12 protein-coding genes are annotated in these 25,189 nt (G+C 60.1%); 10 read left to right on the top strand and 2 right to left on the bottom strand.

What is annotated here, in order from left to right:
* Positions 1-31: 31 nt before the first annotated feature.
* The 6 genes from CA85_RS10080 to metF all read left to right on the top strand — a co-directional run bounded on the left by CA85_RS10080 (position 32) and on the right by metF (position 14,112).
* The gene (locus CA85_RS10080) at positions 32-1,054 is read left to right on the top strand and encodes a DUF58 domain-containing protein (RefSeq protein ID WP_146391201.1); all 1,023 of its coding nucleotides are present in this window, start codon (positions 32-34) and stop codon (positions 1,052-1,054) included.
* Positions 1,051-3,429, top strand: coding sequence for a BatA domain-containing protein (locus tag CA85_RS10075; RefSeq protein ID WP_146391200.1), 2,379 nt, complete (start codon positions 1,051-1,053; stop codon positions 3,427-3,429). The genes CA85_RS10080 and CA85_RS10075 overlap by 4 nt, the downstream gene beginning before the upstream one ends.
* Complete coding sequence (locus CA85_RS10070; RefSeq protein ID WP_146391199.1) at positions 3,429-5,894, top strand: VWA domain-containing protein; 2,466 nt, start codon at positions 3,429-3,431, stop codon at positions 5,892-5,894. Before CA85_RS10075 ends, CA85_RS10070 begins: the two co-directional genes overlap by 1 nt.
* Positions 5,891-11,839: a hypothetical protein gene (locus CA85_RS10065; protein ID WP_146391198.1), complete on the top strand. Its 5,949-nt coding sequence runs from the start codon at positions 5,891-5,893 to the stop codon at positions 11,837-11,839. The genes CA85_RS10070 and CA85_RS10065 overlap by 4 nt, the downstream gene beginning before the upstream one ends.
* Positions 11,836-12,945 carry a terpene cyclase/mutase family protein gene (locus CA85_RS10060; RefSeq protein WP_146391197.1) on the top strand — a complete coding sequence of 370 codons (1,110 nt, stop codon included), beginning with the start codon at positions 11,836-11,838 and terminating at the stop codon, positions 12,943-12,945. The genes CA85_RS10065 and CA85_RS10060 overlap by 4 nt, the downstream gene beginning before the upstream one ends.
* Before the next feature lie 291 nt (positions 12,946-13,236).
* Complete coding sequence (gene metF / locus CA85_RS10055; RefSeq protein WP_146391451.1) at positions 13,237-14,112, top strand: methylenetetrahydrofolate reductase [NAD(P)H]; 876 nt, start codon at positions 13,237-13,239, stop codon at positions 14,110-14,112.
* 502 nt (positions 14,113-14,614) lie between these two features.
* Here metF and CA85_RS10050 read toward each other — a convergent pair.
* Positions 14,615-15,949, bottom strand: coding sequence for an MBL fold metallo-hydrolase (locus tag CA85_RS10050; RefSeq protein ID WP_146391196.1), 1,335 nt, complete (start codon positions 15,947-15,949; stop codon positions 14,615-14,617).
* Between the two features lie 638 nt (positions 15,950-16,587).
* On the opposite strand from CA85_RS10050, the gene CA85_RS10045 reads away from it, so the two are divergent.
* From CA85_RS10045 to CA85_RS10030, 4 genes are all read left to right on the top strand, one after another.
* Positions 16,588-17,229: a PEP-CTERM sorting domain-containing protein gene (locus tag CA85_RS10045; RefSeq protein WP_186774851.1), complete on the top strand. Its 642-nt coding sequence runs from the start codon at positions 16,588-16,590 to the stop codon at positions 17,227-17,229.
* A 275-nt stretch (positions 17,230-17,504) separates the two neighbouring features.
* Positions 17,505-17,783: a GYF domain-containing protein gene (locus CA85_RS10040; protein WP_246112663.1), complete on the top strand. Its 279-nt coding sequence runs from the start codon at positions 17,505-17,507 to the stop codon at positions 17,781-17,783.
* Between the two features lie 309 nt (positions 17,784-18,092).
* A complete protein-coding gene (locus tag CA85_RS10035; RefSeq protein ID WP_246112662.1) occupies positions 18,093-22,919 on the top strand; it encodes a VWA domain-containing protein in 4,827 nt (1,608 codons plus the stop codon).
* A gap of 300 nt (positions 22,920-23,219) precedes the next feature.
* Entirely contained in the window at positions 23,220-23,807 is a 588-nt protein-coding gene (locus tag CA85_RS10030) for a hypothetical protein (protein ID WP_186774850.1), read from the top strand.
* 4 nt (positions 23,808-23,811) lie between these two features.
* Here CA85_RS10030 and CA85_RS10025 read toward each other — a convergent pair whose 3' ends face one another.
* Positions 23,812-25,083, bottom strand: a complete 1,272-nt coding sequence (locus tag CA85_RS10025; protein ID WP_146391193.1) for an NAD(P)/FAD-dependent oxidoreductase — start codon at positions 25,081-25,083, stop codon at positions 23,812-23,814.
* Positions 25,084-25,189: the final 106 nt, after the last annotated feature.

Raw genomic sequence — 25,189 nt, 5'->3', positions numbered from 1 at the left:
TGCCCACCGTCCTGCTTCGGATCCTGCCACCATGCGACTTGCCGATTTATTTCGCGCCCGCGATGTATCTCGCATCGAGTCGTTGCGTTTGGCCGCCCGCCAGGCCGTCGAAGGGCTAGCGGTTGGCAGGCATCGCTCGCCGCACAAGGGGTCGAGCGTTGAGTTTAAAGAGCACCGGCCCTATGTGCCGGGTGATGAACTGAAGAATATCGACTGGAAAGCGTTCGGGAAGAGCGATCGTTTATACGTTCGCGAGTTCGAAGAGGAGACCAACCTGCGCTGCATGTTGCTGGTCGATCAGAGCGGCAGCATGGCTTATGGAGGCGAGCGAGCGAGATCGCTTAGCCGCGAAGCCCAGACCTCTGCTGCGGGAGCGTCGGATTCGGCCGCCCCCTGGTGGAATGGGACGAAGCAAGAGTATGCGATGGGGCTCGCTGCGGCGTTGTCCTACTTGATGCTTTCCAATCAAGACTCGGTGGGCGTGATGACATTCGACGCCAAGGTGCGAGACGTGGTCCCACCCCGGATGCTGCCGTCTCATCTCAACGTCATTTTGAACGCGCTCGTTCAGGATCATCGCGGTGGCGAGACCGACCTGGGCACGGTGCTGCGTCAAGCATCCGTGAAGCTGCCGCGGCGCGGTTTGGTGGTGCTGATATCGGATGGATTTGGTGATGTGGAATCGCTCGGCCGCTCATTGACGTTGTTGCGGGGCGGTCGACAAGACGTGGTGTTTCTCCAAGTCGTCGATCCTGACGAGTTGGACTTCCCCTTTGAAGAACGCGTTGACTTCCGTGATCTCGAGGCGACCGATCGGCACGAGATCATTGACGCCCGCCAGATTCGCGACCGCTATTTGGAATCGCTCAAGAGACACAACGACATGATCGCTGCGGCATGCCGGCGGAACCATGTCGACCACCTGTTGATACGCACCGATCTGTCCCTGGTGGACTGTTTGTCTCGGTTTGTCAGGATGCGGCAAGCGGGACCGGTTTCCGGGGCGGCCCATGAGGCGATTCAAGGCGGGCCGTCGGTGGAGGTCGGCCCATGAGTTTAGTCAACGGTGTGATGGCGTTGGGAGCGGCGGCATTTGTCGTCCCGTTAGCGATACATTTGTTGTTTCGTAGTCGCTTTCGCAGACTCGATTGGGGAGCGATGTTCCTGTTGCAGGATATTGTCAACGCGAACCGCCGGCGAATGCAGTGGCACCAGTGGATCCTCTTGCTGCTACGCTGTGCGATCCCGATCCTGCTAGCGTTCGCGATGGCGCGGCCCTTGCTATCATCGATCGGTCCGCTCGGAGGCGAAGCGATCGCGGGCGAGAGCCCGGTCTCGTTGATTCTGTTGGTGGACGAGAGTCGTTCCATGTCTGCGGGGGCACGTTCGGCCCACGCGATCGAGTCCATCAACGAACTGCTCGATTCGATGCCTCGACGCGATGAGGTTATCCTGATTTCGAGCAGCCGGTTGTCGGCACCGCCATCGCGGGGTGGTCCTCGTGACGCCCGCGAGACCCTGCGTGAACTTCGCTTTGACGGAGCGCCCTTCGATATGGCGGCGGCGCTCCAGGCGGGGGTCAATGCGTGTCGCGACGCCACTCATCCCTACCGCCGGATCATCGTTGTATCGGATTTTCAAGAGAACGCGTTTGCGAACCCAGACGAAACGGCGGGCTCATCCTTCCTCGCATCGCTCGAGCCGATTCAGGATCGTTTATCGGGATTCCAACCGAGACCGCAACTGGATTTTCTCGACGTCACCGATACCAACGCGGATGCCAGTTCCCTCGCCAATGTGGTTGTCGAATCGGTCCAGATCGATGCCACTGCGATTCTCGTCGATCGTCCGGTGTCGATATCGGCCACGGTTCGCAATGATTCCGATTTGCCAGTTGTGAACGTCCGCGCGGGCTGGATGATCGATGGCCGGGTGTTCGATACCGAGACGATTTCGCTCGAACCGCGTGGCACAGTGCATTTGAGTTGGCAGACGACTTTCGACGCCGCCGGTGGAGCGAGTGTGGGGTTGACGCTTGAGCACGCCGATGCGATTCCCGCCGATAATCGTCGCGAGTTGGCCGTCGAGGTTCTCAGTCCCATCCGCGTTTGGTTGGTCGACGGGCAACCCTCACAGGAACCGCTGCAGGGGGAAACCGATTTTCTCCGGATCGCGCTGAGCCCGTATGCGTTTCGAGCATCCGGTCGGCTGGCCAATGCAACGTCCGCGAACGGGGCCCATCCCACGGAGCCTCGCGATCTCGTCTCCACCAAGGTAATGTCGCAGCGGGGCCTCATCAAACAACTCGCCCCGCTCGTTGCGGATGATCCGGCCCGGGGGCGATCCTCTGAGGCCGCCGAGGGACCGCTGCCCGATTTAATCGTGCTCGCCAACGTGGAGCGTCCTCCGAGGGCTGAGGATCAGGATCCGCTATCGCGGTACCTGTCGGCGGGAGGTCATGTGTTGTTCTTTGATGGCGATCAAGTCGACCCGGCGGCGTGGGCCGATTGCGAGTGGTTGCCGGCTCAGATTCAATCCACGATCGAGAGCCAAGATTCTCCCTTTCGGATCGTACCGCCGGGGGCCAGGTTATCGGTTTGGCAGTCGCTCGGTGATGCCGATGAGTCGCTATTCGACCCGGTGGAGATTTCGCAGTTGCGATCGCTCTCACCCGAACCATCCTCGTCCTCGGTCTGGCTCCGCACAGAATCAGGAGAGCCCTTGGTCGTCACCGGGGCGGATCAGCTGCGGGCCGCCACCGCTCCAGGCGATCAGACGGAAGAGGGAAACAGGGATCAGGGGGGACTGGGACGCGTGATGCAGTTCGCGATTGCATGTGATACGTCTTGGTCCAATTTGCCGCTGCGTCCGGTATACCTGCCGATGATGCAGGAACTGGTATTGGAAATGGTCGGGAAGGACTTCCCCAGCAGCCAGTTGCCGGGGACGCCGATGGTGATTCCTCCAATCTCTCCGCCCGGCGATCAGGACGCTGCTGCCTGGCGGGTCACTGCGTCCGGCGGAGCGTTGCAAAACCTGCCGGTTTCATCTGGATCGCCTCTGGTATTCCATGAAACTTCGATCGTGGGCGCCTACCGATTCGGGAATGTGAGTGATCTTGCCACAGACGGTGATTCGGTTCCGCAGGCGGTGGCGGTGCGGGTGGTAGACGTGCCGGCGTCGGAGTCGACGCTACGCAGCGTTGCACCGGAGCTGATGGAGGAATGCATCGAGCGACTCGGTGCCGATCGCTACCGGGAGGCTGGTTCCCTCGTCGAGGCGACACAGCGTGATCGGTTTGGGAGAGAACTTTGGCGTCCACTCTTGTGTCTGTTGATCGCAGTGATGATTGGCGAGGTTCTCTGGCAGCAGCGGGGCGTGCTGCGCGCGGCGAATCCGTTCACTCGGCCGCGTCCGGAAGCGATGTGATGCCAGAGTTGTTAGCTAGTTTGCGATTTTCATCCGACTTGCCGGTTTGGCTGATCTGCCTGGGTTCGCTCACGGCAGGACTCGTCGTGATGGTGCTGTATCTGCGGGAAACGGCGAAGCTTGACGCCCCCTGGTCATGGCTGTTGCCCGCGATGCGTGGGACGGCCATCGTTCTGGCCTGCCTCCTCTTGGCTGGGCCCGTCTGGCATCATCGTCAAGTCATCGGCAATCCAGCTCGCATCGTGTGGGCGGTCGATCGCTCGCAGAGCATGGCTGAGCGAGATTCTCAGACTCAAACCTCCCCCGACCGGCTGCGTCGGGCCACGGACTTATTGTTCGGCCAGTCCGGCCACGACGGATGGATCGAACAACTGCGCCCGACGCACGAGATGGATGTGGTGACGTTCGCTGACCTTGCACACCTCGCCTGGAGTTCATCATCGGACACAGCCACCGAGATGATCGGTGGAGACAACCGGGCTGATTCGTCCCGGCAATCCGATCAGGAGACGACTGCGTCGATGGAGCAGGCCAGTGGGACGAGGACGGATTTGAGCGCGCCGCTGCGGATTCTGGCTGACGATGCGGGGGCCGACGCCAGTTCGGGCGACGCAGAAGACGCTCCCTCTCGGGCGGTCGTGATGTTTTCCGATGGACGGGACTCGGCCGGGCGAGCCGATGCGAGCGATGTCGCTGCGAGGTTGGCGGATGTGGGCTGGAAAGTACACACGATCGCCATGGGCAGCGTGGACGAGCCTGCTGATATCGGTGTCGTCGACGTCGACGCACCGGCGCGAGTCGCCGATGATGGGCGTGCCGCAGGACAGGTTTGGATCAAGCATTTTGGAAACGAAGGACGAACCGTTCGAGTCGATATCCGAAGCGGCGAGCGATCGGTATGGTCGGAAACTGTGCTGATTTCTGAGGACGGTCAAACGCCCGTCGATTTTGATTTCCCGGTCGAGCCGTTGCTCGAGCATGCCAACCAAAGAGACATTCGCGGCGTCGATCGCGATACGGTGGCGTTGCCATTAACGGCCCATGTTACCCTGCTCGATAACCGTGATCGCGAGGATAATACGACCGACCGTCGGGCTGCCTTTGACCTGATGGATACGTCGTCGGCGAACGACTCACTCGATTTTCGCATTGCCGCGGCGAGTCGTGATCGACGACTGTTGATCCTCGATGGTTCCTCGCGTTGGGAGACGCGATATCTCCGAAATTTATTTACCCGGGACCCCGCCTGGTCGGTCGATACGCTGTTGTTCGGCCGTGGCACGGACAGTCGGCGGGTGCGACGTGGTAACGCCGCAGGTGAACTGCCCGACTCGTCGCGAGCCTGGGCGAAGTACGATGCCGTGATTCTCGGCGAAGTTCCTCCGGATCAGTGGACCGATCAGGACGCCCAGGGGCTCTCAGACTTCGTCGCCAGCGGCGGTGGTCTGATCGTGGTCGACGGACGCTACGGACGGATCGCTGAGCTGGCTGAGGATAGCATCATGGCGGGATTGATTCCGGTCCGTTTCGATCCCAATGCGAGCATGGTCAGTAACATCGAATCGATCGAGCCCACCGATGTGGGACGCTCCCACCCCGTGATGATGCTCGACGTGGGCGACGAGCAATCATCGAGCCGAGTCAACGAGGTTTGGTCCCTCGTCGCTGCACCGACGTCGACGCAAGCGGTTACGGCGCAGGTGGATGCTGAGGTTTGGGCGGAAGTGATCGACGACCGGGCCAACCCCAGCCCATGGTTGGTGACCCGGATGTTTGGCGCGGGACGCGTGTTCTATCTGGCTTCGGACCAGACTTGGCGATGGCGTTATCGGGTGGAGAGTCGGCTACAAGGACGTTTTTGGAACCAATTGATGACTGCTGCGATGCAGCCGCCCTATGCTGTTCGGGACGCGTTCGTGGCGATCGGAACAGACAAAATCGACTATCGAGTGGGCCAGGCTGCAACGATCCGAGCACGTTTGCTCAACCGGGATCAACACACCCGTGAGTCCGCCACCGCCGCGGCCGTGGACGCGATTCTGCTGCGGGATGGTCAGCCGATAGCGACGGTACCATTGCATCTCGATGATGCTGGGCGAGGGACCTACGTTGGAGAAACGGGAGCCTTGTCAGCGGGTGAGTATCGCGTGCGGATTCGGGCCAGTGGTTTTGATTCGGCGGCGCTAAAGGCCTCGACGCCGATTTGGGTGGAACCGCCACGTTCGAATGAACTCGATCGCGTTTCTATCGACGCTGCTGCCTTGCAGAGGATTGCCCAAGCCGGGGGCGGCTCGGCCGTTCACGAATCGTCCGCCAACGAGATTCTCACGTCGCTCGAATCGCTCTCGGGAGGCCGCATCATCGAGTCCGACACGCTGCTGTGGCAGACCTGGTGGATCTTCGCCATCATCATCGCCCTGCTCGCAACAGAGTGGTGGTTTCGCAAGAAAGTGGGTTTACTATGAGTTCAACAGGAGCATCGACGTCCAGCGGCAATAGCATGTTGTTGACGCCTGAGGATCGTTCGGCGAGGGCCGGTGCAGCCATGAGTCCACCGGCATCGAGTGAGATGTTGCCGCCGACCCGGTCGGCAATTGAACGCTTTGCCAGCCGCCGAGCGAGACTGCAGTTTTGCCGAGGCGTCGCGATTGGGATCGTTTGCTTTTTAGCTGGCATGTTCCTGCTGATGACCATCGACTATTTCTGGTCGCTCTCGATACCGCTGCGAACGATGGGGGCATTGTTAGTCGACATCACCGCATTGGCAATCGCTTGGCGGTGCGGGATCCGTGAATCACGCCAGCGAGATTGGGCGGCGATTGCTCGGAGCATGGAGGCCGCCACACCGCCGCTGCGTGAGCGGTTGCTATCGGCCGTCGAACTCGAGGATCCACGCCACGCCAACGGATCGGTTGCCTTCCGCTCATCGCTGCAATCGGGCGTCGCTGGCCAACTCTCGTCGCTCGACATTCGCGAGATGTTGCCATGGCGTTTGGTGCGAACCTCACTGGCCGTGGCTGCTGGATTGATCGCTGCCATCGCTCTGTTAAGCCTCATTCCCTCTCTGCAACTGCCGCGGCGGTTCGCCCGTGCGTTCGTGCCAATGGCCCCGATCCAGCGGGCATCGATCACGCAACTCGAAATCACAGCACCCCGTCCCGCGTCGAAGTCCGTTGCCGAAGGTGACCTGATTGCTGTCGCGGCGGAGGTGAGAAAGCGAGGACGGGGCGAGGTGCAGTTGCAATGGCAGAGCGACGATGGCCGCAGTGGGAGGCTGCCGATGTCGCCTCGCGCTAATTGGTCAACTGAGCATGCGCCCCCGCCCGAAACCGAGACCGAGAGAGAGGAGTCTGCGGCGGCCGAGTTTTATGCCGTCAATCTCCAAGTCGATCAGAGCGTCGTGCACTATCGGGTACTCGCCGGCGATGCCGAGACAAGGTGGCATCGACTGACTCCCATGCCCCGCCCACGCGTCGTCTCCTACACCAAACGCTATCGCTTCCCAACCTATGCGAAGTTACCTGACGCCGAATCGACCGAGGAGTATGGCGACCTCGAAGCATTGATCGGCACGAGCGCTGAAGTCATCGTCGAATTCGACCAGCCTGTTCGGAACGCCCAGGTTTACTTCGGAGAACACGGGCAAGACACCGGGATCGCCATGCAGAGCGTCCAAGACGACCCCACACGTTTTCGTTTCGAAGTTGCCATTCAAACCCCTGGCAGTTTCCGTGTCGATGCCGTGAGTCTCCACAGTGAATTGAGCAATCCGTTCCTGCCTCGCTGCGCCATCGATCCGGTGGCCGATCGATCGCCCACCGCACTTTGGTCAGCGTCGATCCCCAAACGTCAGATCGCTTCTTCTGCCGCCGTGCTGGTATTGCCCGGCCGAATTGATGATGACTTGCCGATGGACCGCTATGTGGTTGAATCGATCATTGATAGCGGCCCCATCCGTGAACAGGTCATTGCCCTCGACCCCGCCTCCACCGAGCAGGAAACGCAATGGGACCTCGACCTGATGAAAATAGGCGGCAACGGAGGCGACGGCCAAGCACTCCCGACTGGGACGCTGGTGCGGGCAAGGCTGGTCGCTCTGGACCGAGCAGGCAAACGGGGTGAGTCAGATTGGCGGTTTATCTATGTCGCTGATGAGCAGTTCGATCCCAATCGGCATACGTCACTGTACGTCTGGCAGGGGATCGCGACGAAACTCACTTCATGGTTCACCGATCTCCAGGAATTCAGCCGACGGATGAAATCCGCCGTCGACGAAGCCAAGGAGGTTGAGGATGCGGGAAGTGAGGCGTATGCGCCCGCCCCAGAATGGATGGAGGAGCTCGCCGGTCTGGAACAGCGATGGCATGACATTGCCGGTGAGATGGACCCCGCAGTCCTGCAAGCATTCGCGAGGCAACTCGGGCCGGACGATATGCCGGTTGAGCCCCGCACGCTCGCCGAACTGATCGTCCGCAGTACGGACTCCGTCGCCGTCGACCAACTGTCGTTGATGGACCGTCTGGCAACCAATGTCCTCGGCGACCTGCAAAACGCGGTTGCCGCATGGCGTTTGGCTGCCGACATCGGTGATCCGCTGATCGAATATGACCAGAAACACGTCGTCAGTGAGGTCGCTGCGGCGATTCGAAAAGCGGAGAGTCCAGGCAGTCGCGTCAGAGAACTGCCATCCCGATTGCTGGCCGTGGATCTGGCGGAAGCCCTGGCGGTGGATTGGCATGCCATCGGACGCCAAGCCGAGATGCTGGCTGACCCGGACTCGGCCGTCCCGATCGAGCGTTTGCCGGGCCAAGCGGACTTGCTCGCCGAGCGTCTCCGGCAAGTGGAAGCGATGATCGCGCGAGTCGAGAAGGATCTGCCTGAGGAAACGATCCGGCACCTGCGCAATTTCCGAAGTTTCCTAGCCGAATCGACCTTTCGCATTGAGCAAGCCGTCGAAAAACTGCAGCTCGATCGAAACCCAAATGTAGAGCAGGACTTTCGCGAATCCATTGGCAAACTTTCGCACGACATACGACAACACCACGTCGGTTCGTTCGCACACGGTAGCACCTTTAGCCAGATTGCCGCAGCCGTTCGCGACCTGGGACGTGATGACCAGCAAGCCCGGGAGGCAGTCAAGCAACTCGGCCGGGATGGCCGCGAGTGGCAGGTATCGCAATCCCGGATAGACCGGGCCCAGAACCAACCGGACAGCGATGAGATCCTACCGATCGCTGCCCAGGAGAAGTTGCGGCGTTTTGTATTCACGACACAGCTCGATGAGTTGATCGCGCGGTACGATCGAGCGGAGTCGCGTGAACGCATCCGCGCCGATATGCAAGTCGCCACCGCGACCGATCTTCGATTGGTCCGCCGCGTCGCCGAACAGGTAACGAAAGACGGCTTGGCAACGGCGAGCAAGGAATCGCTGGGCGATCTCTTTTCTCTGATCGAAGATGCAGCCATGACGCTGGAATCCGGCAACCAGATCATGCGTTTGACGGGGCAGTTGCAGAACATTGCCGACCGCGAACGATATGGCGACGATCGGGCCGATCATGCCGTTGTTCAGGGCGTGAGGTTGGAACACTACCAAGTGTTCTCGGAGCTGCCGTTGAAGCAGTTGGGTGACGCTGGCATCGATCGTTCCCTGATCCAGGACTTGCAAGACACGCGGAGGGGAACGGAGTTCTCTCAAGCCCGTGAGTGGATGACGAGGCGGCGATATGACCCGCCCCCATTCGTTTCCGCTGCTGCCCCGGTGCAGTCTCTGGTCTCACGTTTGCGTGAGGCGATCCCCGTCATCGAGGACGCGATGGTCGATGCACGACAAACACTGAGAGACCTGCTGCCGACGACGAGCGAACTCGCCAGCGAAGCGGCCGAAGCCGCCGAGCGTCAGCAAGGCGGTTCTCAGGAGGACGCAGCGGCGAGCGACACGCAGTCAGCCGAATCCGAAGGGGAAGAAAACGCCTCACCACCGAGCCTGGAGGATCTGCAGGCAAAGGTTGACCGGTTAGCCGAGGATTTGGTCGAGCGAGCCGACCAAGCTAACCTCGCTGAGACCGCCGAGCGAGACCTCGCCCACGACGCAGACGCGGCTCTGCAGAAAATCCAGCAGCAGATGGAAGCAGTGGCGGCGCCACAGGGGCAGCCTGAAACACAGCCCGCACGGGCTCAAAAGAACGAGAGTCTGCAACAACTCGCTGAAACGCTTAACACAACCGCCGCCCACTTTGCCGCGGCCGATGCGGGGGAGGACGTGTCGCAAACACGCCAGGAGTTGCGAGAGAATCTGCCATCGGACGCGCTGCAGGACTCGCGTGAGCAAGCGTCGAGTTCCAGCGAATTGGCGCAGGCCAGTCCCGAGGAATTGTTGCGAAGACTCGAGCAAAAGCTCCAACGCGATCCGCCGATGCAAGCCGATCTGTCCGAAATCTCCCGGCGCACCGTGGCGGATGTCGAGCAGGCTGTCCGCGCCGCTGCGGAGCAGGAGGAACGGTTGCAACGCGACCTCGAGAAGGCAGGCCCCGCCCTCCTCGAACAGAAGAAGCGGCTGCGAGATCAACTCCGATCGCTCACTGATCAATCCCGGAGCGTCGCCAAGTTTTGGCTCGATGCAGCCGAACGAGCCAGTGCTCAGAGCGATCATCAGTCAGCTCGCGAAGCCATCAGTGACCTACGCCGGGAACTCGGCGAGTCGGCTGACCAAGCCGATCGAGTCCAGAATGATGACGCACTGCTCAAGGAGATCCAAGCTGCATCGGAGCAGTTGCGGGATTCTTTGCAACACGTCGCCGAAGAGTCACGTGAATTGAGCGAGGAAGCCGAGACCATGAGATCGCAGGAGAGCCATCCCAACGAGAGGGCACGTCGTGGACGCGCCAAGCAGCTCGAGGCTTCCCAACGACGCGCGCAGAACGAATGGATCAAGTCGCTCGACCGCCAAACCCCGCGGTGGCGCCAGCGGCGCGATGAGGCCGACCGGCGAGTCCATCAAGCCGAGCAACAGGAACGCGAGGCTGAAGAACAACTGCAGCAAGCCGAACAGAGAGTAAAGCAGAAACCCGATCAAGAATGGTTGCAGGACAAGGTCGACGAAACCCGCCAACGAGTCGCCGAAGCTGCCAACGCCGCTGAGGCTGCGAAAGAAACGCGTGAAGCTGCTGATCGCGCCGAACAGCAGGCAGCGAGCTTCACCGATGCCACCAAGAAACAGTCTGTCGAAGAGATCACAGCCAAGAATCCCAATGCGGAGCTACTCGCCCGCGCCAGCGAGATCTCGCGGCGGGAACTGCAGCGGCTGGCGGCGGAAGCGAAGCAACTCGTCGAACGGTCCCAGGCCGCTGAGCGGCCACAGCCTCGGCAGTCGTCTGCCCAATGGTTGGCCAAGACTCAAGCGGACACCGGCCGCGCCGCCAGCCAGGCCGCCGAAGACCTCCAGAGAGCCGCTCGGCACGAGCAACGATTGGGGAACGCGGAAGGGGCGGAGCAACTCGCTGCCGCCGCTGAGAGCCTGCAGGAAACCGTGGATTCGGTGGTCGAGCAAGCCCAGTTGGAACTCGATCGCGCCGCTCAGGCGGAGTCCCCAGAGTCCCGACGCGAACCCGCCGGAGAAGCGCATCAGAACCTCGGCGTAGCAGCCGACCAGTTAAAGGATCATGCCGCCGGCCTCTCCGGGTTGTCCAGTTCCATCCCTGCGGTGAATGCCGATCCGGACGGTGCTCCAGAGCGGTCGCCGACCGGTGGGGTGAGCGAGAAGACGGGTACGGCTGCGGACGCCAATCGGTCCGAAAAGCTCGCTCGCGTCCTCGATGAACTCGATCGCGCTGTCTTCGGTTCCACTGCTTCTGAGGCCAGTGCTTCTGACGGCAGTGCTCCCGATGGGGGTGCGTCTGAGGAACAGGGCTCAGGTGAATCAGGCTCCGCTGAACAGAGCTCGGGTGGATCTGGCGGCGAGTCCTCGAGCGGTGGCTCCGGGAAGCCATCATCGTCTCCCGCCGCCGCTTCGCCGACACTCGCCGAGGCGGCCCAGCAAGCGGCCCGTCGACTCGCTGCGGAGCGTCAACAACGTCTTCGCCAGATCGCTGCGTCCGGGAAACCGGGAGCCCAAGATGGTGACCAACCCAGCGGCGACCAGCCCGGACGCCCCGGTTCCCAATCCGGAGACTCTTTTGTGATGCCATCGGGAGGGTTGCTGAGCATCGATGGAGAGCCCCGCAGCGATGGCCAATGGGGCGCGTTGAGAGAGCGGGCCAGCGAGGACATGATCCAGGATCGCAAGACGAGCGTGCCTCTGTCCTATCGCGGAGCCATCGACGCCTATTTCCAGACTATCGCGGGAGAAGCCGCCCGGGCTGGCGGTCGCGCCCCCGAATCGCGTTCTAACCCAGCCGAGGGTGGGCCATGAAGAACCAATTTTCGCGACGCTGGATGCTCTCGCTGATTGCATCCGGTAGCGCCGCCGCAGCGGCGGCCCCGTTTCGCTCGACCGTTGGCACCGCCGAGGAGCTGGCCGATCTGTTGGTCCCCGATGCTGTTGACCATGCCGTCGATCGAGGCGTCGAGGCGCTCCTGCGTCAGCAGAGTGATGATGGTTCGATCGCCGATCGCAGCAACGCAACGGCGATCACCTCACTGGCAATCATGGCGTTGTCTTGCGTCGGCGCCGTGGCCGGTGACGGGACGGATCGCGGTCGGGCGCTCGACCGGGCACTCGAGTACGTGCTGTTGCCGCGCAACCGAACCGGTGGATACTTTGGCCGGCAGGATGGTTCGCGGATGTACGGTCACGGTATCACCACACTGATGCTGACTGAAGTGCTCGGCATGGGATCGTCCATCGATCAGAATGAGCGAATCCACGCAGCGCTCGCTGGTGCGATCGAACTCATTCTCAAGTCTCAAGCGGTGGCCAAACCAAGAAACATGCAAGGAGGTTGGCGGTACACGCCCGAGGCGCGTGACTCCGACCTCTCGGTATCGATCTGGCAAGTCATGGCGTTGCGTTCGGCCAAGAACGATGGTCTGCGTGTGCCTGCCGACGCGATTGAGAAAGCGATCTCCTACTTGGAGAATTCGTTTACTTCGCCGGTCAACAGTGAGGGCATCCCGCGCGAGCCAGTCAATGGATTTGCGTACATGCCCGGCACCTATTCGCCCACCTTCACCATGACGGCCGCCGGCATGCTCGCCATGCAAACGTGCGGCCGCTACGATTCGCCCCTCGTCGCCGGGGCCGCGAAGTGGTTGCTCGATCATCCACCGAGAAACAACGATCGGTTTTTCTTCTATGGGATGTATTACTACGCACAAGGGATGCATCAGGCAGGGGGCGAAGCGGCGGAGACGGCGACGCGGTTGACCCGAGAATTATTGCTGCGCATCCAGACCCGTGCCGGACACTGGGTGAGCGAAGATGGCGAAGAGCGGAATTTTGGGATCGTCTACGCCACCTCACTCGCGATCCTCAGTCTCGGGGTCCGATATCATTACCTCCCGATTTACCAGCGATAACGGGATGGTCGATCCCAGGCGGGAAACGCCGTGGAGCATTCTTGGCTTGAAAAAACGTGTTTTCGACCAGAGCGGACGGGACACCCGCCTACACATTGAAAAATGCATCGCAGCGCTGCCCGGTACGGTGACGAACAGCCCCGCCCCACCCCATGCCCGTCAGCGTTTTCGGTTTCATGATCTTCCCGATTGGCACTGCGCCAGAACGCTCTATACTGAGGCTGCCAGTTTGACTGGTCTGATCCAGCGACGATGAAGCGATCCCCTCCCCAACAACCATTCGAACTATCCATGACCCTGGCCGACCAATACAACTCCGATGGCTGCGCCATTTCGTTTGAATTGTTCCCACCGAAAACCGATGCGGGTATCGAATCGTTGTGTGAGAACGTCGAGCGTTTACTGCAGTTCCAGCCACGCTTTTTCACATGCACCTACGGTGCTGGGGGATCGAGTCAGGGGACGACCCTCGAGGTGTTGCAACGAGTCAAACAGATCACCAAGCTGCCCGTCGCATCACACCTAACCTGCGTGGGGTTGAACACCGAACAACTCTCTGATTACCTCAGACGCGCCACTGAAATTGGCGTGGATTACATTGTGGCGCTGCGTGGAGACCCGCCCAAGGGCACGACGGAGTTCTCCGTCACCGAGGGTGGTTTGCGATATGCCAATGAATTGGTGGGTTTGATTCGCGAGCAGTTCCAGGATCTGGGTATCGCGGTCGCGGGATACCCCGAAGTGCACCAGGAAGCGAGCGATGCTCAAACGGACCTCGACAATCTAAAACGCAAAGTCGACGCGGGTGCGGACATCGTGATCACGCAACTGTTTTACGACAACGCCGATTTCTATCGATTTCGTGACGACTGTGTCCGCGCTGGGATTACCGTCCCGATCGTACCGGGGATCTTGCCCGTGACAAATTTCAAGCAAGCTCAACGGATTGCGGGAATGTGCAAAGCCGCGATCCCGATCTCGCTCGCCGACGCGATGACGACGGATGATTCGCCCGAGCATCAATTTCGGGTCGGCGTCGACCACGCGCGCCAGCAAACAATCGACTTGATCGAGCACGGTGTCCCCGGCATACACTATTACGTCCTCAACCGCTCGGCCGCCGCCGCCGAACTACTCGACGGTCTGCAGTTGGCAGGACAAGCCTAAAGGGCTCGTCGCCTCGTCCACGACGATGCGGGTAAGGATGGGCTGCTAAAAAAGGGTTCATCCGACGGAAGCATGCGCAGAGCACAGCGGAAGGTTTTTTGAGGCATGGCTCTCGTATCCAATGATCGTTCCAAAATGCGTCCCTGACGAACAAACGCTCGCCAGGGACCGACAACACCATTGGCGTACCGCTTTTGCAGGGAAACGCTGGCGACCGAGATATCCCTTGCCAAGCCAGCACCTCTGCAGAGCTCGGCTCCGTTTCTCCCGGCAGTGCCAGTCTAACATTGATAATCACATCCCACAAATAAATCCTTCGATACGGGAGCCATGCCTTGAAAACCTCGGGCGCACGCTTCCGTCGGATGAGCCGAAAAAAGTCTGTGTCAGCACCAATTTCGTCGCTGTCGCTATTGTTCCGCGATTTCAGGCCGGAGGCTGACACATCCCTTGCCGGTGGCGTCATGCATCCAAACGGGCAGCCTCCTTTTCGGATCGGCTTTTAGATGACGGTGTAGCCGCGTTGGGTCAGTTCCGCAGTCAGAGTTCGCTTGGGGCCGTAGTCACCGTGGACCAATCGAATTTCGCCCGGTGGGGTCTTCATGTCTTCGACGAACCGAATCAGATCGGCTTGGTCTCCGTGGGCGGAATAACCCGTCAGCCGATGCACCTTGGCGGCGATGTCAAACTTGCGGCCGTCCAGCCTCACCCAGTCGCTGCCGCGCGAGATATAGTTACCCGGCGTCCCGCCCGCTTGATAGCCTGCGAAGACGATATCGGTGCGGTGGTCGCCGATGAAGCGTTTGAGATAGTTCATCACGCGACCGCCCGTGCACATGCCACTGCCAGCGATCACGACAGCGGGCAGTTCGTGTTCTTCAACCATATCAAGCGTCTTCATGTGCTCGCTATGGCTGCCCACGGTAGTCAGATTCTCAAAGACGAGCGGTTGATCGTCAGTTTCGAGCACGACTTGCGCCTCCTCGCCCCAGTAACCTTTCATTTCCTTGTAGAGGGCGGTGAAACGCGAGGCCAGCGGTGAGTCGACGATGACATCGACGCCTCGCATCAGCGTTTGGTTTTCGGTTTTCTGCACGCGTTCAAAGATCCCGTTGAGCTCATACAGCAGTGCTTGCGTCCGCCCCAACGAGAAGGCTGGGATGATCGTCACTCCTCCGTCGGCGAGCGTTCGCCGAATGATCTTTTCGAGTTCGGCCTGACGATCCGTTTTTTCGGGATGCAAACGATCCCCGTAGGTGCTTTCGAGCACCAACAGGTCGGCTTTCTCGGGACTCTCGGGAGGGTTCAGCAACGGATTGGTACCCGCCCCCACATCACCGCTGAACACGACCCGTTGGCCATCGGGAAGCTCGACTTCGAAAATGGTCGAACCGAGTACGTGACCGGCTGGCAACAGTCGCACCTGGGCGCCGCCGGGCAGGTCATGCCATTGGTGAAAGGGCAGCGGGCGGAGGAGTCGCCCGATTTTCTGATTGAACTTTTTGATCAGTCGCTTCGACCGCGTGAAGCCAATCTTGAGCGAATCCTCCATTACCATCGGCAACAGTTTCGCCGTCGGGGGACTGCAGAAAATGGGTTTGTCAAAATCAGCCGCCAAGAGGTACGGCAGCCGACCGGCATGGTCGATGTGCACGTGGGTGAGCAAGAGACATTCAATGCCCCGCAATGAAAACTCGATCTCAGGATTGGGGTGCTTCTTGGCATCACTGCCTTGAAAGATGCCACAATCGACCAGCAAACTCGATTTTTTGCCGTTCCAGAACAATTGATGGCAGGAGCCGGTGACGCCGTCGTAGGCGCCGTGGTGTACGAGCATAGGGGAGGCCGGAAAAGACAAGTGGCAGTGGGAGGCAAGAGAGAACGATGCTGGGGGACACCTTCAAAGATTGTAACATGCAGGGGTGTTTCACGCTGAATCAGAGGCCTTGGGGCGAGTCCGGAACGTCGCGTGTTCGCGAGCCACTTACGCTCTTCCTCTGAGAGAGTTGGATGTCCCCCACCGGCCTCCCCCACCGGCCGCGTCTGGATGTGAAATGCGTTTTCGCTGCGATCATACGGGCCGGGATCGGACGCACTTGCCATCTCAACAGGAAAAGTTGAGAGAAAGCTCGCCTCTCCCCCCCACTCGCTTGCTATGATGGGGCCGTAGCCGACATCATGTCCATGTTAACGGGGGTTTGATTTCCCTATCAGTAGCTGGTCCGGGCGGATCTCGATCGCCAGTTGATGTTCCTTCGACCTTCAAGTGGAGTAGAGAACGTGCTTCGTCTTTTCTTGGCCGTTGGCCTTGGGGCCACCTGCTCGCTCGCACAGGCAGCGCTCGTGACGTGGGTGCGAACCGATACAGACGGTTCCACGCAAAATGGGATCACCGCGAATTTGACGGTAGCCGGAGAGCAGGTGGGGACAGCCACCATCGTACGACGCGATGCGCTCAGATTTTCAAACACCAATATGCTCACCACTTCGGGCGCCGGCGTGCATGTCAAGGAACTTGGATCGGGGAATCGCCTCCTGAACCAGGTTACCTACGACCTCAGCATCGATAGTCTGGCTCCCGGATGGCAATTCGACGGATTCGGTGTGCGGCAGGGACCACCCGCTGACAACAGCGATGTGGCTCCGCTGCTTGCCAACCCGAGGTACACCGTCTCATCGCCCGACGTCCCTTTCGGCACATTGGGAACGGTCAGTGATATCAATGTCAACTACTTCACAAACTACGCCAATAATCAAATATTCGGATCAGAGGCCACGCTCAACGCAAACCGAGACCTTGGTCCGAATCGCTACAACGCCGCAAATCCAGCTGCGACAAGAGACTACAGTAGTATCTCCCGAGCGAATGCCAGGCACTGGTCTTTATCGCTGGTGCCCGAAGCGACAACCTTTTCGTTGACTTACGCCACAGGGTTTGCTGGGACCCGTGATCGAGACGCCGAAGTCAACGGCGAAAGCGTTTATTTCTTTGCCTCAGCGAGCCGTGTTAGTTCGGTCCCCGAGCCGTCTTCGGTCGCCTTGATTACTGGAGTGGTTCTGGTGTGGACGATCCGTCGGCGTGCTAAGAAAGGGAACGGACGGTCGTCGACGAGATGAGGTGAAACCACACAAGCGATTCGTCCTTAGTTCCTGGTTGGTTTGCTTGACGGCAAAATGGGCGGGCGAGGCGGCAGGCTCCCCGAGAAACTCTCGGACGGGAACACCCTAAACGATACTGGCGGTGTCTCCTACGAAGCGCCCATCCGCTGAGGCTCAGGACCGGCGGAACCGTCGATCGACAATGCTATCTGGGCAGCGTTCCTTGAAAACCTTTCATCTTGCCTGCCACTGGTATACGATGGGTGGCTGTCAACCCCCGATAATCGTAAAGCTTGCGTTATTATCTGGATGATCTGCTGGAGATACCGGAGTTAGGTTTGATGAGTGCGGATTGGTATTACATGAGCAGCGGGTGGTTTCACAAAGCGAAACGTGTGGGACCGCTAACCGACCAGGATCTGCTAGAGCGGATCGACCGGGGGAAGATCCAACCCGAGACACTCGTCCAGAGCCACAAGACCCGCAAGCGATGGGTCCCCATGAGCACCGTCGGCCCCGCGATGGCGCGGTGGCGTAAGGCGAACCCGGATGCCGATCCGCCCAGCGTCTGATTTGCTCGCCCGCGGGGTCCGGCCAGCAGAAGCAACCTGCTGCTCATCTTCTTCTGCTCCGCCGCCGAATTCGAGGCTTTGGCACCGAAATCGCGTTACTAACGCACTGGAACGCTCCCCGGGAGTGAATGCAGCGGGTCGCTGCGGCATTTCGCAACAGGTGTTGCAAAATCATACACCTCACAACCCGACCTTTTCTGTGCTCACCCGGCGATAACTAGCGTTTTTTCGTGGAATCTCCGTTTTTAAGAAATAAACTGAGAGTAGCGAGTCTTACACCTCTGTCCTCTTCTCCATCTCGAGCCACTGATGAAGATGCTATCAGCCTTTTCTCCTCCCCTACCCATTCGGTTGGCGACTCAGTCGCCCCTGTCACCTCGTAGCGTGATCCGCTGCGTGCCTAAGGTCGCCCTGTTGACCGGTTCACTGTTCACGGGAGTCCTGTTCACGGGCACGGTGCTGACTGGATTCTCAGCGGCCCCTGCGATGACGTATGCAGCGAGTCCCGAATCGGGAGCATCCCAACTGCAAGCGGAGACATCGGCGCGGATTGCTAGCTTTTCAGCGGATTCGGACACCACATCGATCGCCGTTTCGGTCCAACCCAGTGCCGACGATTCGATTTTGGCAGCCGTTTCGGACGTGCCTGCTGACGTGGTCGTGATCGTCGACACGTCGGCGAGCCAGGTGGGTGAGTTTCGCACCGATTCGATGACAGCGGTAAAAATGCTGTTGCGTCGGCTCGAGAGCGACAACACCCGCGTGCGGCTGTTCGCTGGCGATGTGGAGGCGGTTGCGTTGACCGACGACTTCACTCCGGCCTTGGCCCCCGAGATCATTGCAGCCGTTAAGCAACTCGATCGCCGGCTGCCACTGGGCAACACGAATCTGGCCGCGTTGCTCGACCGCGCCGCTTCGTCGTTCTCACCTGAGAGCGATGATCGGGCTCGCTCAATCATCTACATCGGCGACGGCACGTCGCTGGATTCCACACAGAACGCATCGCGTTTTGAACGTTTGGTCGATACGCTGCGAGGGGCTCACGTCAGCGTTCATTCGATCGTGATTGGACCGTCGAAAAATCTCGCCAATGTTGGAATTCTCGCTAACCAGACCGGTGGTGTCATCGGTGTCGTTGGCAGCGATTCCGAACAGGGCGCCCCTGCTGTGATCGCCCGTGGCGTGGCCGAATCGGCCCACATGGCACCGATCTGGGTAGAGAGCGTCGCGGTGGAAGACGAGTCGGCAAACGACGACCTGGTCAGCTGGGTGCACGGCGATCGTTTCCCGCCGCTCCGCATCGATCGCGATTCGATCTTGCTCGGCAGCCTCGCCGCATCCTCCAAAGAACTATCGATCACGCTCTCCGGTCAAACCGGGGCGCATCCGATCACGCTGCGAGTCGACGGCGAGGTGGAATCGAGTAACCCGGACATGGCGTTCCTGCCAGGCTTGATCGCCGACCACGCTGCTGAGGACGGGCTAATGCTCCCCACAGCGGGATCGCCGATGTTGCGTCAGACCGCTTCGATGTTGACCGATCGCGCCGCGTCGCTGAGCGACGCCGCCAGCATGGCGTTGCAGCAAGGCAATCTCCGGGGTGCCCGGGCGATCGCAGAGAAAGCGTTGCGGGACGATCCAAACAACCCAGAAGCCAAGGCTCTGTTGAAACTGTCGGACCCTTCTCAACAAACGCTCATCGTCCAAAATCCGGGCGATGAGGGAGCGATGGACGATCTATTCGGAGGTGATGCTGAGAATCCCTTCGGCGACGGCGGTGGCGATCCATTCAGCGACGCTGCCGAAGGTCCCGCCGACGCGGGCGATCCCTTCGCCGACGATGCAGCGGCTCCCGCAGCGGCTGATTCACCAGCGGCCGATAGCGCCCCTGGCATGGCCAGCGACGATCCGTTCAGTGATCCTGCCCCCAGCGAACAACCGGCTCCCAGCGAGCAACCCGCTGGCGATGGTGCTCCCGCAGATGATCCCTTCGGTGCAGCCGAGCCAGCGGCTCCGGCTGCTGAAGCTCAGCCCGCGGCTCCTGCGGACGATCCCTTCGGCGCCGGAGATGGCCCCGTTGCGGCTCCTCCACGGGGTAACGTGGGGCCCGCGGCGAGGCCGCAGGCCGGCAATGCCGCTGCGGGCAATTTCGGTGGTGGCAATTTCGGTGGCGGCAATTTCGGTGGCGGCATGATGGGCCTTCCGGCGGGCGACGATGAGCTCCTCGATCAGGGTGGGGCACTGCTCGACCAGGTCGAGAACCTGCGTTCGCGAGAAGAAGGCCGTTTGCGAGCCGAGGTCCGTGCCCAGCTCCGCGAGGCAACCCGGCTGATTCGACAAGATCCCGTCGGTGTTGCCGGGCGGCTCAAGAGCTTGCTCGCCCGCGTTCAATCGACGCCCGACATCGATCCTCAACTCCGCCGCGAATTGGTTGGTGAAGTTCGATCGGCGATTCAGATCGCTTCGGCTCGAGAAGCTCAATTCCTCGAGCAGCAAGTCAATTTGGAGGCCCGCTCGGCTGCGGCGACATCGCAGGCTCGATTGCTCGATGAAACCTTCCGCCGCGAAGCACGTCTGAAGACGCTCACCGCTCAAATGAACGCGTTGATCGATGAAGGTCGTTACACCGAGGCCGATGGTGGTGTGTCGCTTGAAATCGCTCGTCTCGCCGGCGATACGATCACGTTTGACAGTGTGTTGGGACGCCATGTGACCGACCAGACGCTGGCTCTGCAGACCTACGCTCGGGATCGACGCTATCGCGAGCTACGGGAACGGAACTTCATCGATGCGATGTCGCTTGTCTTGAAGTCAGCGATTCCATTTGTCGACGATCCACCGATTGTGTACCCCGACGCCGATGTGTGGCAGCGTCTGAGCCGTCGCCGCATCGAGCGTTATGGGGCGATTGAATTGGTGGGTGATAGTGAAACGGAGCGTCGCATCGAGTCTTCGCTCGACGACGAAACCTCACAGCGATTCCCCGACACGCCGCTCAACGAAGCTGTCCGCGTGTTGGCGGAATCCCACGATATCCCGATCTTGATCAACCGGGCCGCCTTGGAAGGAATTGGACTGACCGAGGACACGCCGGTGAACATTTCGCTCGACAACGTATCCTTGCGTTCGTTCCTGCGTCTGATGCTTCGCGATCTCGAATTGACGTACATGATTCAAGATGAAGTGCTCAATATCACCACGCTTGACGATGCCGATACGAATCTCGTGACGAAGGTCTATCCCGTTGGTGACCTTGTCGTTCCCATTATCAACATGGGCGGTGGCATGGGCGGCGGCATGGGTGGCGGCATGGGTGGCGGCATGGGTGGCGGCATGGGCGGCGGCATGGGTGGCGGCATGGGCGGCGGCATGGGCGGCATGGGCGGCGGCATGGGAGGAGGCATGGGCGGCGGTATGGGCGGCGGCATGTTCGTCATCCCGGACGAGCACACCCTCCAGAACAAAGCCAACCAGGCAGCCAACGCAACCGTTCCTGGAACGTCGCAGACGACGAAACTGGCCATTGATGAAGGCGAGGAATCCAAGCCGATCTCTCGCGACCCCAACGATTACAAGCCGATTCGCTTGACCGCCCAAGACGGTCAATCTGTCGACGACTTGTGGCGTCAATACTTCGCGGGCCTGAACGTCAGCTCCGTGGAGCAATTGACAGTGCTCGATCGCCGTGTCAAAGCCACCGTGGGTGAACTCAACCTCAAGGCCGCCTCGCTCGAGGCAGACGGGGACGACGCCGGTGCTCGCAAGAAGTTTGATGAGATCCGGGCCGTCATCGCCGGTGCTATCTCGGCCGGTCAGATCCAACCCTGGATGTACCAGGCCTATGCGATTGCCTTGGTGGCGATTGACGCCCCCGACGCCGAAGTCGAGCGTGCTTTGCTGTCGGCAGTCGATTTCGCCGAGACGCCCGATGACATCCTCAACGTGATCGGACGGCTCGAATCGATCCGCCATGACGCTGTCGCCATGAAGCTGTGTCGGCAATTGTCGGCTATCGATCCGGATCGACGCGAACCCTACGTGACCGGCCTGCGATTGGCCAAACGCCTCGACAGCCCCAGCGACTTGGCCTGGGCCTGCGAAGGGGTGCTGGGACAAGCCTGGGCCGAACAGATGCAACCCATCGTCGAAGAGGCCCGGCTGCTCGCTCGTGCAACCCATCAGGAGCTCCTCGAGCAGGGCGATACCGAGGCGGCGTCGATGTTTAGCGAAGCCCTTCGTCGGGCGGCTGCTCACGACGTGATCGTACGGGTCTGCTGGACCGGTGATGCCGACGTGGACCTGGCTGTCGAAGAGCCTGCCGGAACGGTCTGCTCACTTGAGACGCCTGTCAGTGCCGGTGGAGGCACCCTGTTGGGTGACGCCTTCCCGGGTACCGAGGACGATCCCACCGGCCAAATCTGCGAAACCTATCTGTGCCCGCGTGGATTCAGCGGCGAATATCACCTCACCCTCAATCGGATTTGGGGTAACGTGGCCACTGGGAAAGTGACTGTCGACATCCTGACCGATGTCGGCCGCCCCACCCAGCGAGTGATCCGTCAACAAATCCCGTTGATGGAAAAGAACGCCCGCGTGGTCTTCGAGGTGAAATCGGGACAGCGGAAGGAAGAACTGGCCCAAGCCCAACTGACGCACTTGGCCGACTTCGGTCGCAAGGCTGAACGGGACGTGCTCGGACAGTTCGCAGGACCGGCAACAGGCCGCGGTAATAACGAGGCAATGCAGCAATTCCTGCAGGATTTCCCTGCCCTGGCCGCTTCGTCGTCCAGTTCCTCGTCCTATTCGCCCTATCCGTTGGGGACGGGGCCGTACGGCGGGGGTGAATTCGGCATGGGGCCGGGTGGCTTCTTCCCACGCGGTGCGGTGGGGTATCAACCTCAGATCACGACGATCCCCGAAGGTGCCATGCTGATGGCATTGGCGATCATTTCAGCCGATCGACGCTACGTGCGAATTAGCCCGTCACCATTCTTCAGCCAGATCGGTGAAATCAACACGTTCAACTTCGTGGACGGGGAAACCGGCACAGATACCCAAGGTGGCGGTGCTGCCGGAGGCGCAACCGGCGGTGCTGCTGGTGCTGCCGGTGGTTTGGGAGGAGGGGGAGTCTTTTAAGCAGTCAGGCTACTCCTGTTCCTGGTGCTACTCCTGTACCTGGCAACGTCGCTGGGCAGCCAGCGTTCCGTGGCAAACTCTTCGCCCCCGTCGAACTGTGTTCGGCGGGGGTGTTTTCTTGCTATCAAGCGACTTCGGAGAAGAAATTCAGACGAAATTCCGGAATTATCCGCAAGACCGGCACAGTTTGACACGATACAGGTAGTACGCAAGCGAACTACATGAGTTGTTCCTCACAACGGGCTCTCCTGTCAGCCGCACGCTTTTTTATACATGACGAAACCACGGAAGGTTGCTCGGATGACCCGCATAATCAACTCCACACTGACCCGCTTTAGTCTCTGGTCAGCGGCATTGCTCACTTTGGCATGCAGCGGTTGCTATGGTCTCGGTGGAAACAACATTAGCCTCGGTTTTCTGGAGTATCCCATTCCGGTTAGCCCGTACTACCAGTTTCTGCAGGAACAGAAGTTTCACAACAAGGAGCGTTATGATCGGGTGCCGATCTTGGGCCCGACCACCTCGGGTGGTCCCCCAGTTGCCTTGGATCCACCTAGCGACGATGAAGTCATGGTGGCACTCGAAGAAGCACGCCCCGTGCAGGGCGGCATCCCACTGATCTGGGAGAAACAACGCAACGATGTGAGAATCATCAAAGAGAAGATCGCCGATTACGTCGATCCGCCACGTTTCTATCCGCTGATCGGCCCAGCCCAGTTGCACCACGCTCACTACAAGTGCACGATCTACTTCGACGAACGCACCACAGTTGGCTATCCCGTGCCTCACACCCTGCATGACCGCGAAGCGATTGAGTGTGTCTACATTGACCACAATCACTTCCACATGGTCGGCGATGTCGATCCCTACACCACACCCAACCTGTAGGCGTCTACTCGGATCGGTTCTTCCACTGTTTGGGGACGATCAAACGAGCACCGCGGGCAAAGGTCACATAGGACCATGCCCAGGAGAGGAAAACGAAGAAACGGTTGCGAAATCCATTCAAATAAAGAATGTGAATGAACAGCCAACCTAACCAGGCCAGCGAGCCTGTGAGCCGGAATCGTCCGCTCTGCATCACCGCTCGGCGGCGACCAATCGTCGCCACCTGCCCTTTGTCGCGATAGCGGAAAGGGGCTCTCGGTGCGGTCGATTTGCCCGCCGATTCCCGGCGGATGAGTTTGGCCACGTAACGGCCCTGCTGGATTGCCACAGGGGCCAACCCCGGCAAGGCATTGCCCTCTTGATCCTTGGCACTGGCCAGGTCACCGACGACAAACACCTCCGGGTGTCCAGCAATGCTGAGGTCGTTGCCGACGATCACTTGACCGGCTCGATCCATTTCGGCGCCGAGTGATTTGCCGATCGGATTGGCTTTGACTCCCGCAGCCCAAATCACCGTTCGCGCGGCAATGAAATCATCGCCGATCTGCACGCCGTCGGCTGTGATGTCGGTCACCCGGTCACCCAAGCGAACCTGGACTCCGAGTGATTCGAGAGCCTCTTTGCTGTACTTCGACAACGGTTCGGGAAACTGTTTGAGAATTCGATCGCCTCCCTGCACCAGGATCACTTTGGCGTGGGTAGCGTCGATCGTTCTGAAGTCTTGCTTGAGCGTGTTGTGCGCCATCTCAGCGATCGCCCCGGCGAGCTCGACCCCGGTCGGACCGCCACCGACCAGGACAAATGTCATGCATTTGGTCTGCTCGTCGAGATCATAGGTGCGTTCGGCGGACTCAAACGCCATCAGAACGCGGCGGCGGATTTCCGTCGCCTGGGGAATTGTTTTCAGCCCCGGAGCGAACTCCTCCCACCGGTCATTGCCGAAATAATCGTGGCTTGCGCCACAGGCCACAATTAGGTAATCGTATTCCCGTTCGCCGAAATCGGTCACCACCAAACGACGATCCACATCGATGTCTTTCGCTGCGGCCAACAACGTGAACATATTGTCGTAGCGATGGAGCATCGAGCGGATGGGCGAGGCGATGTCCGACGGATTCAATCCCGCCATCGCGACTTGGTAGAGCAGCGGCTGGAAGAGATGGTGATTGCCGCGATCGATCACCGTCACTTGGCAGTTGCGGTCACCACTGAGCACTTTTGCGGCGTTGATCCCGGCGAAACCACCTCCCAAAATGACAACTTTTTTATGAGTCATGATTGCACTGAATTGGAGTCACGTTGGATGGAAACAGCCGACTCGAGGAGCGGTCTGGCCCGTTGCAGGAGAGCCTTCCGCGGGGACCTTTCACCGTCTCGGAAGA

The organism is Allorhodopirellula solitaria (genome assembly GCF_007859855.1).
Classification (GTDB): Bacteria; Planctomycetota; Planctomycetia; order Pirellulales; family Pirellulaceae; genus Rhodopirellula; species Rhodopirellula solitaria.
The sequence above is the reverse complement of the archived record's forward strand: the minus strand, read 5'-3'. Positions and strand labels throughout refer to the sequence as shown.

Excerpts from the sequence above, each read along its gene's own strand:
- CA85_RS10080 (WP_146391201.1), top strand. The coding sequence starts at position 32 with ATGCGACTTGCCGATTTATTTCGCGCCCGCGATGTATCTCGCATCGAG.
- CA85_RS10075 (WP_146391200.1), top strand. The coding sequence starts at position 1,051 with ATGAGTTTAGTCAACGGTGTGATGGCGTTGGGAGCGGCGGCATTTGTC.
- CA85_RS10070 (WP_146391199.1), top strand. The coding sequence starts at position 3,429 with ATGCCAGAGTTGTTAGCTAGTTTGCGATTTTCATCCGACTTGCCGGTT.
- CA85_RS10065 (WP_146391198.1), top strand. The coding sequence starts at position 5,891 with ATGAGTTCAACAGGAGCATCGACGTCCAGCGGCAATAGCATGTTGTTG.
- CA85_RS10060 (WP_146391197.1), top strand. The coding sequence starts at position 11,836 with ATGAAGAACCAATTTTCGCGACGCTGGATGCTCTCGCTGATTGCATCC.
- metF (WP_146391451.1), top strand. The coding sequence starts at position 13,237 with ATGACCCTGGCCGACCAATACAACTCCGATGGCTGCGCCATTTCGTTT.
- CA85_RS10050 (WP_146391196.1), bottom strand. The coding sequence starts at position 15,949 with ATGCTCGTACACCACGGCGCCTACGACGGCGTCACCGGCTCCTGCCAT.
- CA85_RS10045 (WP_186774851.1), top strand. The coding sequence starts at position 16,588 with ATGCTCACCACTTCGGGCGCCGGCGTGCATGTCAAGGAACTTGGATCG.
- CA85_RS10035 (WP_246112662.1), top strand. The coding sequence starts at position 18,093 with ATGAAGATGCTATCAGCCTTTTCTCCTCCCCTACCCATTCGGTTGGCG.
- CA85_RS10030 (WP_186774850.1), top strand. The coding sequence starts at position 23,220 with ATGACCCGCATAATCAACTCCACACTGACCCGCTTTAGTCTCTGGTCA.
- CA85_RS10025 (WP_146391193.1), bottom strand. The coding sequence starts at position 25,083 with ATGACTCATAAAAAAGTTGTCATTTTGGGAGGTGGTTTCGCCGGGATC.